The 15,849-nt window shown below is 67.4% G+C and carries 16 protein-coding genes and 1 pseudogene; 3 read left to right on the forward strand and 14 right to left on the reverse strand.

Annotation, left to right across the window (positions count from 1 at the left end; all coding sequences use genetic code 11):
- Complete coding sequence (locus HNR16_RS09840) at positions 1–366, reverse strand: helix-turn-helix domain-containing protein (protein ID WP_035733502.1); 366 nt, start codon at positions 364–366, stop codon at positions 1–3.
- A gap of 118 nt (positions 367–484) precedes the next feature.
- On the opposite strand from HNR16_RS09840, the gene HNR16_RS09845 reads away from it, so the two are divergent.
- Complete coding sequence (locus HNR16_RS09845; protein ID WP_026937616.1) at positions 485–1,990, forward strand: SulP family inorganic anion transporter; 1,506 nt, start codon at positions 485–487, stop codon at positions 1,988–1,990.
- 92 nt (positions 1,991–2,082) lie between these two features.
- Here the strand turns inward: HNR16_RS09845 and HNR16_RS09850 are convergent, their stop codons facing one another.
- The 10 genes from HNR16_RS09850 to HNR16_RS18620 all read right to left on the reverse strand — a co-directional run bounded on the left by HNR16_RS09850 (position 2,083) and on the right by HNR16_RS18620 (position 10,009).
- Positions 2,083–2,451: an arsenate-mycothiol transferase ArsC gene (locus HNR16_RS09850; protein WP_244960556.1), complete on the reverse strand. Its 369-nt coding sequence runs from the start codon at positions 2,449–2,451 to the stop codon at positions 2,083–2,085.
- Between the two features lie 47 nt (positions 2,452–2,498).
- Positions 2,499–2,921: an arsenate reductase ArsC gene (locus HNR16_RS09855; RefSeq protein WP_054683684.1), complete on the reverse strand. Its 423-nt coding sequence runs from the start codon at positions 2,919–2,921 to the stop codon at positions 2,499–2,501.
- Positions 2,922–2,948: 27 nt separating this feature from the next.
- The gene (chrA, locus tag HNR16_RS09860; protein ID WP_158042054.1) at positions 2,949–4,163 is read right to left on the reverse strand and encodes a chromate efflux transporter; all 1,215 of its coding nucleotides are present in this window, start codon (positions 4,161–4,163) and stop codon (positions 2,949–2,951) included.
- Entirely contained in the window at positions 4,160–5,164 is a 1,005-nt protein-coding gene (locus HNR16_RS09865; RefSeq protein WP_158042053.1) for a metalloregulator ArsR/SmtB family transcription factor, read from the reverse strand. Before HNR16_RS09865 ends, chrA begins: the two co-directional genes overlap by 4 nt.
- The gene (gene arsB / locus HNR16_RS09870; RefSeq protein ID WP_179558189.1) at positions 5,161–6,264 is read right to left on the reverse strand and encodes an ACR3 family arsenite efflux transporter; all 1,104 of its coding nucleotides are present in this window, start codon (positions 6,262–6,264) and stop codon (positions 5,161–5,163) included. The genes HNR16_RS09865 and arsB overlap by 4 nt, the downstream gene beginning before the upstream one ends.
- The gene (gene trxA / locus HNR16_RS09875; RefSeq protein ID WP_054683694.1) at positions 6,261–6,587 is read right to left on the reverse strand and encodes a thioredoxin; all 327 of its coding nucleotides are present in this window, start codon (positions 6,585–6,587) and stop codon (positions 6,261–6,263) included. Before trxA ends, arsB begins: the two co-directional genes overlap by 4 nt.
- Positions 6,584–7,552: a thioredoxin-disulfide reductase gene (gene trxB, locus HNR16_RS09880; protein ID WP_054683697.1), complete on the reverse strand. Its 969-nt coding sequence runs from the start codon at positions 7,550–7,552 to the stop codon at positions 6,584–6,586. Before trxB ends, trxA begins: the two co-directional genes overlap by 4 nt.
- Positions 7,553–7,625: 73 nt before the next feature.
- Positions 7,626–8,921, reverse strand: a complete 1,296-nt coding sequence (locus HNR16_RS09885) for a hypothetical protein (protein WP_179558190.1) — start codon at positions 8,919–8,921, stop codon at positions 7,626–7,628.
- 464 nt (positions 8,922–9,385) lie between these two features.
- The gene (locus HNR16_RS09890) at positions 9,386–9,715 is read right to left on the reverse strand and encodes a helix-turn-helix domain-containing protein (protein ID WP_158042051.1); all 330 of its coding nucleotides are present in this window, start codon (positions 9,713–9,715) and stop codon (positions 9,386–9,388) included.
- A 3-nt stretch (positions 9,716–9,718) separates the two neighbouring features.
- Entirely contained in the window at positions 9,719–10,009 is a 291-nt protein-coding gene (locus HNR16_RS18620; protein WP_225737995.1) for a tyrosine-type recombinase/integrase, read from the reverse strand.
- Here HNR16_RS18620 and HNR16_RS09900 point away from each other — a divergent pair.
- Together HNR16_RS09900 and HNR16_RS09905 are read left to right on the forward strand one after the other, a co-directional pair.
- A protein-coding gene (locus HNR16_RS09900; RefSeq protein WP_179558065.1) for an IS3 family transposase occupies positions 9,986–11,136 on the forward strand; the annotation gives its coding sequence in 2 pieces (ribosomal slippage) (positions 9,986–10,256 and positions 10,256–11,136; 1,152 coding nt in all). The genes HNR16_RS18620 and HNR16_RS09900 overlap by 24 nt on opposite strands.
- A gap of 177 nt (positions 11,137–11,313) precedes the next feature.
- A pseudogene (locus HNR16_RS09905) lies at positions 11,314–11,868 on the forward strand (transposase); the annotation flags it as partial.
- A 123-nt stretch (positions 11,869–11,991) separates the two neighbouring features.
- Here the strand turns inward: HNR16_RS09905 and HNR16_RS09910 are convergent.
- The 3 genes from HNR16_RS09910 to HNR16_RS09920 form a co-directional block, all read right to left on the reverse strand.
- Entirely contained in the window at positions 11,992–12,738 is a 747-nt protein-coding gene (locus HNR16_RS09910; RefSeq protein ID WP_179558049.1) for an ATP-binding protein, read from the reverse strand.
- Positions 12,735–14,300, reverse strand: coding sequence for an IS21 family transposase (gene istA / locus HNR16_RS09915; RefSeq protein ID WP_179558349.1), 1,566 nt, complete (start codon positions 14,298–14,300; stop codon positions 12,735–12,737). The genes HNR16_RS09910 and istA overlap by 4 nt, the downstream gene beginning before the upstream one ends.
- A gap of 157 nt (positions 14,301–14,457) precedes the next feature.
- Complete coding sequence (locus HNR16_RS09920; protein ID WP_420850445.1) at positions 14,458–15,777, reverse strand: ISL3 family transposase; 1,320 nt, start codon at positions 15,775–15,777, stop codon at positions 14,458–14,460.
- Between the last annotated feature and the right edge of the window lie 72 nt (positions 15,778–15,849).

The raw sequence follows: 15,849 nt of genomic DNA on the forward strand, positions 1-15,849 counted from the left end.
TTATACGTCGCGGAGGCGCGCGATGAGTTCGTCGGCGGCGTCCAGTTGTTTCGCGAGTTTCTCGCGACGCTCCTCTGCGTCGGTCACGAACGTATCCAGCGCTGCGCGCGCGGCGCTGTCTGACGGATCATCCGCCAGTGCGTCAGCAGCGGCGAGGACTTCGCCCATCTGGTCGAGGGAGAACCCGAGCGGCTTCATCTGGCGGATCAGGAGGAGCCGCTCGACGTCGGCGTCGGTGTAGAGGCGGAACCCGCCACTGGTGCGGTCGCTCGGGGAGACGAGCCCGATCTCGTCGTAGTGGCGGAGGGTGCGCAGCGACAGGCTGGTGCGCTCAGCGACCTCGCCGATATGGATCGTTCCTGCCATCGGGTACTCCTCTGCCTCGATTTGGCACCCAACCCTCACGTAACGGTAGAGTTGGGTTTGGCGGGCTCCGACCTCGACCGCCGTCACCCTATTTTCCCGCACCTCTCTGGGAGGCAGAATGAGCGCGCCCGCACGCGACAAGGAACGCTACTGGCCTCGGCCGACCGTGATGGATGTGTTCCGTTCGCCGAAGCTGTTGACGAAGGAAGTCCTCGCGGGTATGGTGGTCGGCCTCGCGCTCATCCCGGAGGCCATCGCGTTCGCGATCGCCGCAGGCGTGCCGGCCGAGGTGGGCTTGTTCTCCTCGATCGTGATGGCAATCTCGATCGCGTTCCTCGGTGGGCGGCCCGCGATGATTACCGCGGCGACCGCAGCGATCGCGCTCGTCATCCGGCCGGTCGCCGACGAGTACGGCCTCGACTACCTCATCGCGACCGTGATCCTCGGCGGCATCTTCCAGATCGTTCTCGGCCTGCTCGGTGTCGGCAAGCTCATGCGGTTCATCCCGCGCAGCGTGATGGTCGGGTTTGTCAACGCCCTCGCGATCCTCATCGCTGTCGCCCAATTGGAGCATTTCACCGGCGCGTCCTGGCTGATGTACCCGATGATCATCGTCAGCATCCTGATCCTATGGCTCTTCCCGAAGCTCACGAAGGCTGTGCCCGCGCCTCTGGTGGTCGTGATCGTGATGACCCTCGCGGTGTGGCTGCTGAACCTCGATGTGAAGACCGTCGGCGGTCTCGGCGAACTGCCCGGCGGCCCGCCGATGCCGTTCTTCCCCGATGTACCGCTCACCTTCGAGACACTGCAAATCATTGCCCCGTATGCCCTCGGCATGGCCGCGGTGGGGCTCATGGAGTCACTGATGACCGCGAAGCTCGTGGACGACATCACCGACACGCACTCGAACAAGACCCGCGAGGCGATGGGGCAAGGCGGCGCGAACATCCTCTCTGGCCTCTTCGGTGGCATGGGTGGCTGCGCGATGATCGGGCAGACCATGATCAACGTGCGCGCCTCCGGCGCCCGCACCCGCGTCTCCACGTTCGCCGCCGGCGTGTTCCTCCTGATCCTGGTGTGGTTCCTCGGCCCGATAATGAACCTGATCCCCATCGGGGCGCTGGTGGCGATCATGTTCATGGTCGCGTTCCTCACCTTCGACTGGCACTCCATCGCACCCTCCACGCTGAAGCGGATGCCCAAGAGCGAGACGATCGTGATGCTCGTCACCGTCATCCCGGTGCTCATCACCCACAACCTCTCCGTCGGGGTCATCATCGGCGTGTTCGTCGCCGCGATCCTGTTCGTGCGCCGCGTCGCCCACTTCACCACCGTCACCCGCACCTTCAGCGCTAACGAAGACACGGCGCACTATGAGGTCGATGGCGAGCTGTTCTTCGCGTCCTCGAACGACCTGACCACCCAGTTCGAGTACGCCGACGACCCGAAGCGTGTCGTGATCGACATGTCGAAGTCGCACGTGTGGGACGCCTCGACCGTCGCAGCGCTCGATGGAATCGAGCAGAAGTACCGCGAACACGACATCGAGGTCGAGATCATCGGCTTGAACGAGGCGAGCGGAACCTTCCACGCACGATTGAGCGGGAACCTGCCCTCACACTGACCCGACTGCGTGCTCGGCTCATGCAAGGCTCATCGGCCGTCCGCCGCGCTGGACGGGAGGGCCAGCGACTACTCCTGCCCTCCCGTTCAGAGTTACGACATCGCGGCGCTGAGCTCGCTGGCGAGGCGCAGGACGCGTTCGGCGATCTGATCCCGGATCGCCCGCGTGCGGTCGCCGCCGCCGACGTCGGATGCAGCCTGGTCTTCGAAGGTCCAGGTCTCGATCGTTCCGGCCATGCCGTCGACCGGGGCGACCTTCGCCTCGTCGCCGAGCACGATGACCCGATCCACGCTGCGGAGGATCTCGGGATCGATGGGCTTCGGATACTCGCCCTCCATCGACGCACCGACCTCGACGATCGCTTCCTCGGCGAGGGCACTAAGCGTATCGCCCGGCGCAGTACCGGCCGAATAGACGGTGATGGCGTCGCCGGCGTGCTGCCGCATGAGCGCGGCGGCCATCTGCGATTTGCCGCCGTTCTTCTTGCAGACGAACAGCACCGACGCGATCATGCGCTGGCCGCCTCGGTGCTCGCGGGCTCGAGGGAGGCGATGAGTTCCTGGATGCGGCGTTTGATGTCGTCGCGGATCGGACGGACAGCGTCGATGCCCTGGCCCGCGGGGTCATCGAGCTTCCAATCCTCGTAGCGCTTGCCGGGGAAGAACGGGCAGGCGTCGCCGCAGCCCATCGTGATGACGACATCGGAGTCCTGCACGGCGTCGGTGGTGAGGATCTTCGGGGCCTCGCCGCGGATGTCGATGCCCTCTTCGAGCATCGCCTCGACGGCGACGGGATTGATTTGGTCCGCGGGGATCGAGCCTGCCGAACGGACCTCGATGCGGTCGCCCGCGAGGTGGCGGAGGTAGCCTGCGGCCATCTGGGAACGGCCGGCGTTGTGGACGCAGACGAACAGGACGGTGGGAGTAGACATGAGGGTTCTCGTTTCCGATCGGGTCGGTCAGGTGAGGGTGGTGGCGAGGATGCCGCCTGCGGCTCCGATGATCACGACGATCCAGGGCGGGAGCTTCCACGCGACGAGCAGCACGAAGCAGACCAGCGCGAGTGCGAAGGCGGGCGGGGTGAGGATCGCGGTGGTGAGCACGGGTGTGTAGAGGGCGGCGGCGAGGATGCCGACGACGGCCGCGTTCGCGCCCCGCATGATGGCCTGCACCCGCTCGTGGTGCTGCAGGCGGTTCCAGAACGGCAGCACGCCGATGAGGAGGAGGAAGCCGGGCAGGAAGATCCCGGCCAGCGCGATGCCCGCCCCCGCCGCCCCGCCCGGGCCGACGTCAGCGGCGCCGCCGAGGAAAGCGGCGAGGGTGAACAGCGGGCCGGGCACGGCCTGGGCTGCACCGTATCCGGCGAGGAAGTCCGCGTTCGTGACCCAGCCGGGATCGACGACGCCGGATTGCAGGAGCGGGAGCACGACGTGCCCGCCGCCGAATACGAGCGCTCCGGCCCGCGCGAACGCATCGAACAGGGCGACGCTGTCGTTGCCGGTGACGGCGGCGAGGATCGGCATCCCGGCCAGGATTGCGACGAACAGGGTGAGCGCGGCGATCCCCGCGGCCCGGGTCACCGGGAACCGCACCGCTGTCGCCGTGTTCGCGGCGGGTGCGCGGCAGACGAAGTATCCGGCGATCCCGCCGAGGACGATCGCCATGATTTGGCCGAGCGATCCGGCCAGCAGCAGCGCGGCGAGGGCTGCGACGGCTGCGATCGCGGCGCGCTGCCGGTCCGGGGTGAGTGTCTTCGCCATGCCGAGGACGGCCTGCGCGACGATCGCGACCGCCACGATCTTCAGCCCGGCGAGGATGCCTTCCCCGATGGTGCCGGTGAACAGGGCGGCGCCGGAAGCGAAGGCGAGCATGAGGGCCGCGGACGGGAGCGTGAAGGCGATGAATGCGGCCAGCGCGCCCCGGTATCCGGCGCGGTGCAGGCCGATGCCGAACCCGACCTGGCTCGAGGCCGGGCCGGGAAGGAACTGGCACAGCGCGACCAGGTCGGCGTAGGCGCGGTCGTCCATCCAGCGTCGGCGTTCCACGATCTCGGTGCGGAAGTAGCCCAGGTGCGCGATCGGCCCGCCGAACGAGGTCACCCCGAGGCGCAGGAACACCCGGAACACTTCCCACGCCGACCCGCGCACCGGCGCACGTCGCGTCTCGCTTGTCATGCGCCGTCACCGTCGACGGGAACGCACAGCTCGGCGAGCAGGCCACGGACGCGAGCCTCGATGTCAGCGGCGATCGCCGCAACGCCGTCTTCGGAGGCGAGGGCGGGGTCACCGACAGCCCAATCTTCGTAGCGGACGCCGGGGATGATCGGGCACACGTCCCCGCAGCCCATCGTGACCACGACGTCCGCGGCGCGGACGGCGTCGTCGGTGAGCGGCTTCGGGAACGCGGCCGCGGCGTCCTGCTCGCCTTCGATGTCGGCGAGGATCGAGCGCACGTGCGGGTGCACCTCGGCCGCTGGCGTCGACCCGGCCGACCGGGCAACAACCGCACCGCCGGAGAGCTGATTGACGAGGGCGGCGGCGAGCTGAGAACGGCCCGCGTTTGCGACGCACACGAACAGCACCTGCGGCATCCCCGTTTCGCGATCCCGTGTGAGGTCGGCGAGACGCTGACGGGCGAAACGTTCGGTGAGCGGGATCATATGCTGGGTGAGCTTCGCCGAGCGGACGAGACCCGCGAACGACTCGCGCACGATCGTGACGACGAGGTTGCGGTTCAGGTGCGTCATCTCGTCGGCGAGCTCGGCGGCGAGGTGCTCGACCTTCGCGTCGAGGGCGGCCAGTGCCGTCGCGCGGTCTTCCTGCTCGGCCTGCGCGTCGGCGATCGCGGCGGGCGCGAACGCGTCCAGCAGCGCGGTCACGGCCTGCTTCCGCGCCGGCAGGATGCTGTAGTACACCCAGGTGCCGCGCCGCTCGGAGGCCAGCAGCCCGGAGTCCTTGAGCTTCTTCAAGTGATGCGAGACGGTGGGCTGGGAGACGTCGGCGAGCTCGGCGAGGTCGCACACGCAGGCCTCGCCGCGCGGGTCCGTCGCGATCGCCGACAGCATCCGCAGCCGGAACGGATCGGCCAGCGCCTTGAGCGTTGAAGCGACAGCATCGGCAGCGTCTTCGCCGATGACGTGCGTCGGGGTCGGTGTGCAGAGCTCGGTGGTGGTCATGATGCCCTCGATTTGGTGACGGCGGGAACCGCATACGGGTCGGTGTGGAACCACGTGCGGGCGGCCCAGAGCGAGACATAGACCAGACCCACGAGCACGGGCACCTCGATGAGCGGGCCGACGACGCCTGCGAGGGCCTGGCCGCTGGTCGCGCCGAAGGTGCCGATCGCGACGGCGATGGCGAGCTCGAAGTTGTTGCCTGCCGCCGTGAACGCGAGGGTCGTCGAGCGGGCGTAGTTGAGGCCGATGCCCTTCCCGAGCAGGAGGCCTGCGAACCACATGATCGCGAAGTACGCCAACAGCGGCAGCGCGATCCGGGCGACGTCCCACGGCTGCGACGTGATCGCCTCACCCTGCAGCGCGAATAGCAGCACGATCGTGAACAGGAGGCCGTAGAGCGCGAACGGGCCGATAAAGGGGATGAACTTCGCCTCGTACCAGTCGCGGCCCTTCGCCTTCTCACCGAAGAAGCGAGTGAGGAACCCAGCCGCGAGCGGGACGCCAAGGAATACGAGCACGTTGATCGCGATCTGCCCGATCGAGACATCCAGGCCTTCGGAGTCGAGGCCGAGCCAGCCCGGCAGCACGGTGAGGTAGAACCAGCCGAGCAGCGAGAACGCGACGACCTGGAACACGGAGTTGATGAACACCAGCACCGCGGTCGCTTCACGGTCGCCGCAAGCGAGGTCGTTCCAGATCACCACCATCGCGATGCAACGCGCGAGCCCCACGATGATGAGACCGGTGCGGTACTCGGGCAGATCGGGCAGGAAGAGCCACGCGAGGGCGAACATCACGGCAGGCCCTGCGATCCAGTTCAGGATCAGCGATGAGACGAGGAGCTTTTTGTCTCCCGTGACAGCGGCGACCTTGTCGTAGCGGACCTTCGCCAGCACCGGATACATCATCACCAGCAGTCCGAGACCGATCGGCACCGAGATACCGCCGACCTCCATATGCGCGAGCAGGTCGGACAGTGCGGGGATGAAGCGGCCGAGGAGGAGGCCCGCGACCATGGCGAGCCCGATCCACAGCGGCAGCCACCGGTCAAGGGTGGACAGCTTCGCCGGCATCGCGCGGGTCTGGGTTGCGGTGCTCATACGATCAGCTCGTCAATCTTGCCCGCGATGATCGGCTTCGGGTGTGCGCCGATGAGCACGTCGACGCGCTCACCGCCCCGGTAGAACCCGAGAGTCGGGATCGACGTGACATCAGCAGCCATCGCGGTCTGCGGGTTGGCGTCCGCGTCGAGCTTCACGATCTTCACGCGGCCGTCGTACTCGCCGGCGAGATCGTCGAGGATCGGTGCGATCGCCTTGCACGGCCCGCACCAGGTCGCCCAGATGTCGACCACGACGGGGATGTCGGACTGCAGCACCTCGGCCTCGAACGTGGCGTCGGTGACGGTGATGGTCGCGCTCATGCGGACACCTCCAGAAGTTCGGTCTCGGTCTCGTCGGCAGGCAGGCCGGCGAGGAAATGCTGCGCGTCAAGGGCCGCGGCACAGCCCGTGCCCGATGCCGTGATCGCCTGCCGGTAACGGCGGTCGACGAGATCACCCGCGGCGAACACGCCAGGCAGGTTCGTCGCGGTCGACGGATGGTCGACGAGCACGTAGCCGTCGTCGTCGAGATCGACCTGCCCGGTCAGCAGCTCCGAGCGCGGGTCGTGCCCGATCGCAACGAACACGCCAGAGATCGGAAGGGCACGCTCGTCACCGGTGACGGTGTCGCGCAGGCGGAGCGCTTCGACGGCGTTCTCACCGACGAGCTCGGCGACTTCACTGTTCCAGGCGACCTCGATCTTCGGATCGGCGCGCACCCGCTCGGCCATGATCTTCGACGCCCGGAAGTCATCACGCCGGTGCACGATCGTGACCTTCGACGCGAAGCGCGTGAGGAACAGTGCCTCTTCCATCGCGGAGTCCCCGCCGCCGACGACGGCGATCTCCTTCTCGCGGAAGAAGAAGCCGTCGCAGGTCGCGCACCATGACAGGCCGTGACCGGAGAGCCGAGCTTCCTCGGCGAGGCCGAGCTTGCGGTAAGCGGAACCGGTGGTGAGGATCACGCTACGCGCCTCGAACGTTTCGCCCGAGCCGGTCTCGATCGTCTTGACCTCGCCTGCGAGGTCGAGCCGGGTCGCGTCGTCGTAGACGATACGCGCCCCGAAGCGCTCGGCCTGCGCACGCATCGCGTCCATCAGGTCCGGGCCCTGCACCCCGTCGGTGAAGCCCGGGAAGTTCTCGACCTCGGTGGTCGTCATGAGCGAACCGCCGGCGGTCACCGAGCCAGCGACCACGACGGGAGAAAGCCCCGCCCTGGCCGCGTAGACCGCGGCCGTATACCCCGCCGGACCAGACCCGACGATCACCACCTGTTGCATCGACATGTCTCTATATTGACATTCATCGAACCAAGCGGCAAGTCGGGTAGGTGCGTTCGGGAGGTTGTTCGCCGAGTGTTCACCCGGCGGAGTCGCCGCCGTCATCTACAGGACGGTCGACTCGGGCGGGATGCGCATAGCGGAGGGCGGTGTCGATGCCGATGCCGAACAGGTCGCAGATGCGTCGCACATCGCCGCCGGTCTGTTCGACCTCGTAGAGGATGCGGTCAGTGCGCAGCGCCTGCGCGGTGACTCCGGCCTTCTTCCAGGGGAAGTTCCGGCCCGGTGGCGACAGGCGCGGCGCGGTCTGGATCGTGACGAGCAGGTACGGGTTCTTCGTCTCGGGCCAACGCGTGGCGCGATGGTCGAGCCAGGCGGCCAGGCGCACCCGCACGGGTTCGGCGAGCGGGATCGTACGGCCGTCGGGCATGCGGAGTCTGCCGTCGATGATATCGGTGAGCTGGACGTGCTGCACCTGTTGCGTGGTGAGGGCGTGGAAAGCGACGAGGGCGACGGACAGAGCGATTGCGGGGTCAGGGCTGGTGAGCGCGTCACGGATCGCGGACTTCTCCATCGGGAGCGGGATCGTGCGTTTGGGGCCGCGCAGCGGAATCGGTTTCGTCGGGTCGGCGAAGACGATCTTGCGGCCGCGCAGGATCGTGAACAGGGTGCGGAAGCCGAGCATCATCGTGTGCTGGCGGCTCGGATCATCCGGGAGCGCGTCGAGGATGTCTTCAGTGCTGATCCGGGTCAGGCTGGTGCGGCCTTCCTCGACCCAGCGGGTGATCGCGGGGAGGATGCCGTACATCTGCCCTTTCACGGTCATCGTGTCGCGGGGTTGACGGCGCGGCGTGGTCTTCGATCCGTCGGCCATGATGTCGCGCCAGAGTTCGAGCTGGGAGCGCATCGGCTCGGGCAGATGCCTGGTCTTACGGGCGAAGAGCTGCTCGAACGTCGGCACTCGGTCGTCGATGAGGAGGTCGGCGTCGCCCAGGACTTCGATCGTGGAGCGGATGTTGCCGTCATCGTCGTAGCGGCGCATCGCGAGAATGTCGGAAGCACGGAAGTGCAGATTCGCGCCGGGGAACACGAGCTGGAGAATCTTCAACGTGCGCCGCACCTGGTTCGTCTGCCGTTTGCTCCACGCATACTCGGCGGCGCGGGCGTACAGGAAGTGATCGGTGCGGGAGGTGATGTCGCGCAGCCGGATCTCGTTCGAGCGCTGCCGCACCCGTTCCGGGTCGGGATCCAGATCGAACAGCACCGGCTGGGTGCTCTCGGCGACCGGCGGCGGCGCGGCGACGAGCCGGATCGCTTGGCGCAGGCTCATCGCCATCGGCCGGTGCTTCTCGGCAGGCCTGCGGGGATCGTTCATCACGGCGAAGAACAGTTACGCCCCGAACTTTCGCGGTGCGTCGAGGTCGAGCGGTTCGCCGAGTACTTGCAGCATCCGGGCGGTCTCCAGGCAGAGGCGGCAGTAGCCCTGCTCACCGATGGTGACGTCGCGATGGCACGAGACGCATTCGCCTTGCGGGTAGTACTTGAACCACCAGCGGCACTTCGGGCACCGCCAGTTGCGATTCCGGTAGACGCCCCAGGCCAGGCAATCACGGCAGGACCCCATGAAGCCGGGACTTCCCGGATGGCAATGCGCGCACAATCCTTGGCTGTAGTACTCGCTCGATCCGCATCTGCGGCATAGCGGCGGAGCGAAGGGGCCGCCGGGGATGCAGTCGTAGCAGTAGTCGACGCGAGGCTGGAGCCACGCGGCCGGTTTCACGCCGCACCCCGTGCAGGGCGGCGGCGGGCTCAGCGGCCCGTTCGGACCGCGTGCCGGACTCATAGCGGCGGGGCGGGCCGGTCATCCTTCGCGCCCAACCGTGGCGTCACTCGCGGTGTCGAACCGTTGGCCTCGCTGTGCTGCTCGAGCCTTCGCGTGCGCGCGCTGACCTTTTCCGGTTCGGGCACGAGGAGGTCTGTCGGCTGGCAGTCCAGGACGTGGCAGATCACGTCGAGATCATCGAGGCGGATCGTCGTCAGAGTGCCCGTCCACAGCCCCGACATCTTGCCCTGGCTCATCTCCAACCCAGCGGCGGCGAGCATGCGCCGCAACTCCGCAGACTTCCAGATGCCGCGCTCAGCGGCCTGGACTCTCAGGTTCCACTTCATCAGTCACGCCATCCCTTCGAATCGTTCCTCAACGCTCTTGTTCGCGTGCGCCCACGCATCCTCGATGTGCTGGCTCGAGACGTGGATGTACTGCGTCGTCGTCGACAGCCACTGATGCCCGAGCAGTTCTTGGAGGGCTTTCAAGTCCATACCCGCCAGATACAGCGACGACGCGCAATAGTGCCGCTGGGCTGACCCCGTTTTGTAGGTCCAGTCGTTATGTGAGTGGTCCTGTCGCCCGAGGGTTCGGGCAGGGAGACTGGTCAGATCATGACGAATAGCAGGAAGCGCCACACCCCGGAGCAGGTCGTCCGAAAGCTTGGGCAGGCCGACAGAATGCTCGCCGACGGCGCGGACGTCGCGGCGGTGTGTCGGGAGCTCGGCGTGTCCGAGCAGACGTACTACCGGTGGCGGAACCAGTATGGCGGCCTGAAGGCCGACGACGCGAAGCGGCTCAAGGAGCTCGAGAAGCAGAACGCCACTCTGAAGCGACTGCTGGCCGAAGCGGAGCTGGAGAAGGCCGCGCTCAAGGAGTTGGCTGAGGGAAACTTCTAGGCCCGGGTAGGCGCCGCGCCGCCGTCGCTCACCTGATCAGGACACTGCAGGTGAGCGAGCGGATGGCGTGCCGGCTGGCCGGGCTGAGTAGGTCCGCGTACCGTCGCCCGCTCAAGGGCGACACGACCGCCGACCCGGACAGGGCGTTGCGGGACTGGCTGCGCGCGTACGCAAAGAAGCACCCGCGGTGGGGATACCGCAGGGCCTACCACGACGCTCGCGGCGAGGGGTGGGCCGTGAATCACAAGAAGATCCAGCGGCTCTGGCGCGAGGAAGGCCTCCGTGTCCCCCAGCGGCGGCGGCGCAAACGCGTCGGATCCTCGACCGTCGATGCCCCGGCAGCGGTCGCCCCGAATCTCGTGTGGGCGGTGGACTTCCAGTTCGATGCCGACGAGCAGGGCCGCCCGATCAAGATCTGCTCCATCGTCGACGAGCACACCCGTGAATGCATCGGAGGGCTTGTCGAGCGGTCGATCACCGCGGACCGACTCACTGCCCACCTCGAGGACCTCGCCGCCGTCCGCGGCGCGCCCGCGGTGCTCAGATCAGACAACGGCCCGGAGTTCATCAGCGACGCGATGGCCGACTGGGCCGGCACCCGCACCGGCCTGTTCTACATTCCGCCCGGCTCGCCCTGGCACAACGGGTATGTCGAGTCGTTCAACAGCAGGCTCCGCGACGAGTGCCTGAACATCAACAGCTTCTACTCGCTGCTGCACGCCCAGGTCGTGATCGGCGACTGGAAGACCGAGTACAACCACGACCGCCGACACTCATCGCTCGGATACCTCGCACCGGTCGACTACGCTCGGCAATGCACCCATCAACTGGAAACCGACGACTCGCACAGCGACCGGACCGAATGAAGGGGGCGGCCCACCGCAGCACGTGCGGAGTCAGATCACCCGACCACGCAGGCAGAAACCGCGCGGTCGCACGCACCAGCCCGCGCCGGAGCACATCGTCGCTGGCCCTCCCCGGTGGTGTCATAGCGTCGAAGCAACACTCCTGTTCGGCGGGGGTCTGATCGATGGAGTGTGTGGATGTCGCGGGTGGGGTTGTCGTTCAGTGACAGGTCGGAGATCTCCACGGCGTCGAAGGCGGGTTGGGGTGTGCGGAAGATTGCCCGTCACCTGGGGCGTTGCCCGTCAGTGGTCTCCAGGGAGCTGCGTCGGAACGCGACGAAGACCCGCGGCTACCAGGCCGTGACCGCAGACGTGGCCGCGCAGCGTCGCCGGGCCCGTCCGCAGCAGCGGAAGGTCGCGGCGGATCCGGTGCTGCAGGCGCGGGTGAATGCTGACCTAGCCGCATCGTGGACGCCGAACGAGATCGCGGGCCGCTTGCGCCTGGAGGCAACAGACCCGACTGTTGGCCGTATGGCGAACTCTCCTGATGCGCAGGGCCGCACCGTCTCTGGTGAAGCGATCTACCAGTACATCTACGCGATCCCGCGCGGGGAACTGGCCCGGCGCGGGATCTTTCTGCAGTCCAAGCGCACCAAGCGCAGGCCCCGCACTACGGGCCGGTCCCGGGGCGGGCCGATCATCGGGATGGTCCCGCTCTCAGAACGGGGCGAGGACGCCGCCGAGCGCCGGGTGAGTATTTGGAGTCTTGAGGGCCACTGATTATTGCGGTTCGGGGCCAGCCGATATTTGCTCTCGGGGCCAGGGGTATTGCCGGTGAGCGCCACCCCCGCGGGCGCGACGCTCACCGGCGCCGACTCAGCTGGACGCGGCGGTCTGTTCGCGCATGTTGACGTCGCCGGTCTCGATCCAGAGGGTGTTGTGGACGATGCGGTCCATGATCGCGTCGGCGTGGACCCCGGAGCCGAGGCGCTGGTGCCAGTCCTTCTTCGCATACTGGGTGCAGAACACCGTCGAGGTCGCGTCGTATCGGCGTTCGAGGAGCTCGAGCAGCATGGATCGAACGTCGTCGGTGGGTGGGTCGAGCAGCCATTCATCGATCACGAGGAGCGTGAACGTGCTGTATTTCCGCAGCCACTTCTCCCTGCCGGCGGGCTTGTCTTTCGCCGCGGCCCAGGTCTCTTCGAGGTCGGGCATGCGGATGTAGTGCGCTCGGTAGCGGTGCTGACAGGCCTGTTTCGCCAGCGCCGATCCGAGGTAGCTCTTCCCGGACCCGGTGAACCCTTGGAACACCACGTTTTGCTGCCTGCTGATGAACTGGCAGGTCCCGAGCTGCGCGATCACACCCCGGTCGAGGCCGCGTTGTTCGAGCAGGTCGACCCTGCGCAGGTCCGCGTTCGGGTATCGGAGCCCCGCCCGCCGGATGAGGCCCTCGACTTTCGCGTGGGTGAACGCGGCGTGGGCGTCGTCGACGGCGAGCTTGATGCGCTCTTCGAACACCATCCCCATCGTGAGGGCATCGTCTTGGATGTCGATCGCGTCGACCAGGGCGGAGATGCCCATCTCCCGCAGCTTCCGTTTCGTCTCGGAGTCGAGCCGGCTCATCGGGTGCCTCCGGCGTAGTAGTCGGCGCCGCGGACGTAGCCTGCCGGCTCCTCCCAGACGGATGGTTCGAACCTCGGTTGCCGTCTGCCGTTCTGGTCCTGATTGGAGTCCAGGATCGGCCGCAGATGCGCATACCTGGGCGACCTCACCCGCGACTGCAGCGCGATCCCAGCAGCAGCTTCGACCCGCGCAGCCGAGTAGCGGCGAGTCATCCGCAACACGGCCAGCGCAGCGTCCAAACCCTGCTCGTCGACCGGGACGGACTCGAAGATGCGGTTCACGATCGTCGTGGTGTCCTCCCCGATCCGAGCTGCCCACTCCCGAACCCGCTCCGCGTCCCATTGCCGATACTGGGGTCCGTCGGGCAGATCCGAGTCGTGCGTGCGGTACTCGTTGATCACCCCGGCTGGGGCGAGGAGATGGCTGGTGAGCCGCTGATCGGCGGCGAACACCTCGAGGGTGGTCTCGGTGACGCGCAGGTCGACGTTGCCTCCGATGTTGGCGTAGGGGACGGAGTAGAAGTTCCGCTCGAACACCACGTGCCCGTTGCGCTGAACCTTGCGTCCGTAGTGCCATCGGGAGATCTCGAACCCGACGGCCGGCAGCGGCCGTAGCAGCGGCTTCTCCTCTGCCTCGAACACGGAGAGTCTGGACCCGGCGCGCTTCTGGAACGGCTCGGCGTTGTAAGCGGTGACCCGCTCACGGATCACCGCGCGAAGCTCCGGCAGCGTCGCGAAGGTGCGGTCACGGAGCGTGGCGATCACCGCTGTCGCGACGTTGCCGACAGTGTTCTCGACGCTCGCCTTGTCTTTCGGTTTCGCGGGCCGGCCCGGCAGCACCGCCGCGGAGTAGTGCGCGGCGAGTTCCCGATACGCGTCGTTGAGTACGACCTCCCCCTCGGCAGGGTGCTTGATCACCCCGGTCTTCAGGTTGTCCGGCACGATCCTGGGGACGCTGCCGCCGAACCAGTCGAACATCGCCGCGTTCGCCCGCAACCAAGTGTCCTGCCGCATATCCAGGGCCGGTTCAACGAACGCATAGCGGGAGAACGGCAGCGTCGCGACGAACAAGTAGACCCTCATCGCCTGGCCGGTGACCGGATCAGTGAGCCGCATCGTCTTTCCGGACCAGTCGACCTCGACCGTCTGCCCGGCCTTGTGACCGACCCGCGACGCCGCCCCGATCACCAGCACGTGACGCTGATACGACTTGCAGAACCTGTCGTATCCCATCGCCGTCTCACCCCTACTGTGGCAGGCGTCGACATACTCGCCGTGCAGCAGCTTCAACGTGACCCCGACCTTCGCGAGCTCCTTATGGACCTTCTCCCAGTCCGGCTGCGCGTGAACACTGTCATGCTCACCCCGCCCGGGGAACAGCCGCGCATACACGTCCGCCTCATCGAGCGCGGCGACGTCGTCCCAGCCGATGCCCTCCCGGTCAGCGGCATCGAGCACCATCGCCACGCTGGTGCGGGACATACCCTGCGCGGCGATCTGCCGACCCGTGAGCCCCTCCGAGCGCAACCGAAGCACGAGCTTCGCCTTGATCTTGCGTACCATCCGAATCACTCCTTCTGCCGCGTGATCAGCCACACGGCAGAAGGAGCCTAAGAAAGCGGCCCCGAACCCCAATACTCGGTGGCCCTCAACGACGCGATCGCCTCGACGGCAGGGTGGCCCCGAACCCCAATATGGCTCTTCGGACATTCGGTGGGGGTCATGGGGTGAGTCCGCCGGCGGCGAGGAGCATGCGGAGTCGGTAGTTGTCGCGGTTGCGGAAGCCGCGGGCGAGGCGGCGGTGGAGCTCGATGATCCCGTTCACGGCCTCAGTGCCGCCGTTCGATGATCGTCCGGTCGTGAAGTAGGCCAGGAACGCGGCTCGCCAGCGGCGGAGGGTGCGGCCGAGGCGGGCGATCTCGGGGATCGGGCAGGTGTGGAATGTGTCGACGACCTTCTCGGCGATCCGCCGCCCCTCGACGAGGTCCTTCTGGTGGTAGGCGGAACGCAGTTGCTGGGCGCACTGCCATGCGACGAACACCTCGTCGTGCGCGGGGTCGGCCTCGATCGCTGCCGCGAGCCTGGTCCGCTGCTTCTCGGTGAGGTTCTCGGCGCCGGCGCGGAGGATGGTCTGGATCCCGTAGAGCGGGTCGCCGGTCCGTCCGCGATGCCCGAGGGTGTCTTGCTGGACGCGGCGGCGGACCTCGTCCACAGCGGCGGTGCCGAGCTTGACGACGTGGAACGCGTCCAGCACGGCCGTGGCGTCTTCGAGCTTGTCGTCGATCGCGGTCTTGTAGCCGGCGAACGGGTCCAACGCCGCGACCTGCACGTTCTGCCGGAACGCTTCGCCGCGTTCGGCGAGCCAGGACGCGTAGGCCTTCCCGGAGCGGCCGGGCACGAGGTCGAGCAGCCTGGCCCGCGTCTTTCCGGTGCTGTCGCGGCTGAGATCGACCATCCCGGTCAGTTCCTTCGGGCCGCGCTTTCGGGGGTCGACGTGATGCCAGATGTGCTCATCGACGCCGAGGGTGGTGACGTTCTCGAACCGGGACTCGTCCTCAGCCAGTTTGACCAGCTCGGGCTCGACGGCCCGCCACACCGTCTTCCACGACGTTCCGAGCTGACGGGCGATACCGTGCACGGTGGCGTGCTCGCGGCGCAGCTGCCCGATCGCCCAGCCGACGGCGCGCGTGGTGATCGACCCGCGCCGGGCCACCAGACCCGGGAGCTGCTCCACGAACGTCCGTCGCACGCATCCCACCTCGTCGCACCGCCAGACCCGCTGCCGCCACACGATCCGCACCCGCGTCACGCCGGGCACATCATGAAGCACCCGTCGGCGACGTCCGCGGCCGGTCGCGACGACCCCGCACGACGGGCAGCCGGTCGGTGCCGCCGGGCTCGAGACGGTCACGATCAGCAGCCCGTCACGGCGGTCAACGTCCTCGACATGGACCCCATCGAGGCCGAGCAGCAAGTCGCAGCGGGAACACGGGCAGGCGGCGGAGCACGCGTCAGCGCACCCCGAACTATCGTGAGACACGTCGAGGTCCTCGGTTGGAGCAGCAGTTGGCGCTACTGATCCTCGGGGACCTCGACCCCTACCCGCCGACCA

Origin of the sequence: Pseudoclavibacter chungangensis, assembly GCF_013410545.1 — a bacterium.
In the GTDB taxonomy this organism is placed as follows: Bacteria; Actinomycetota; Actinomycetes; order Actinomycetales; family Microbacteriaceae; genus Pseudoclavibacter; species Pseudoclavibacter chungangensis.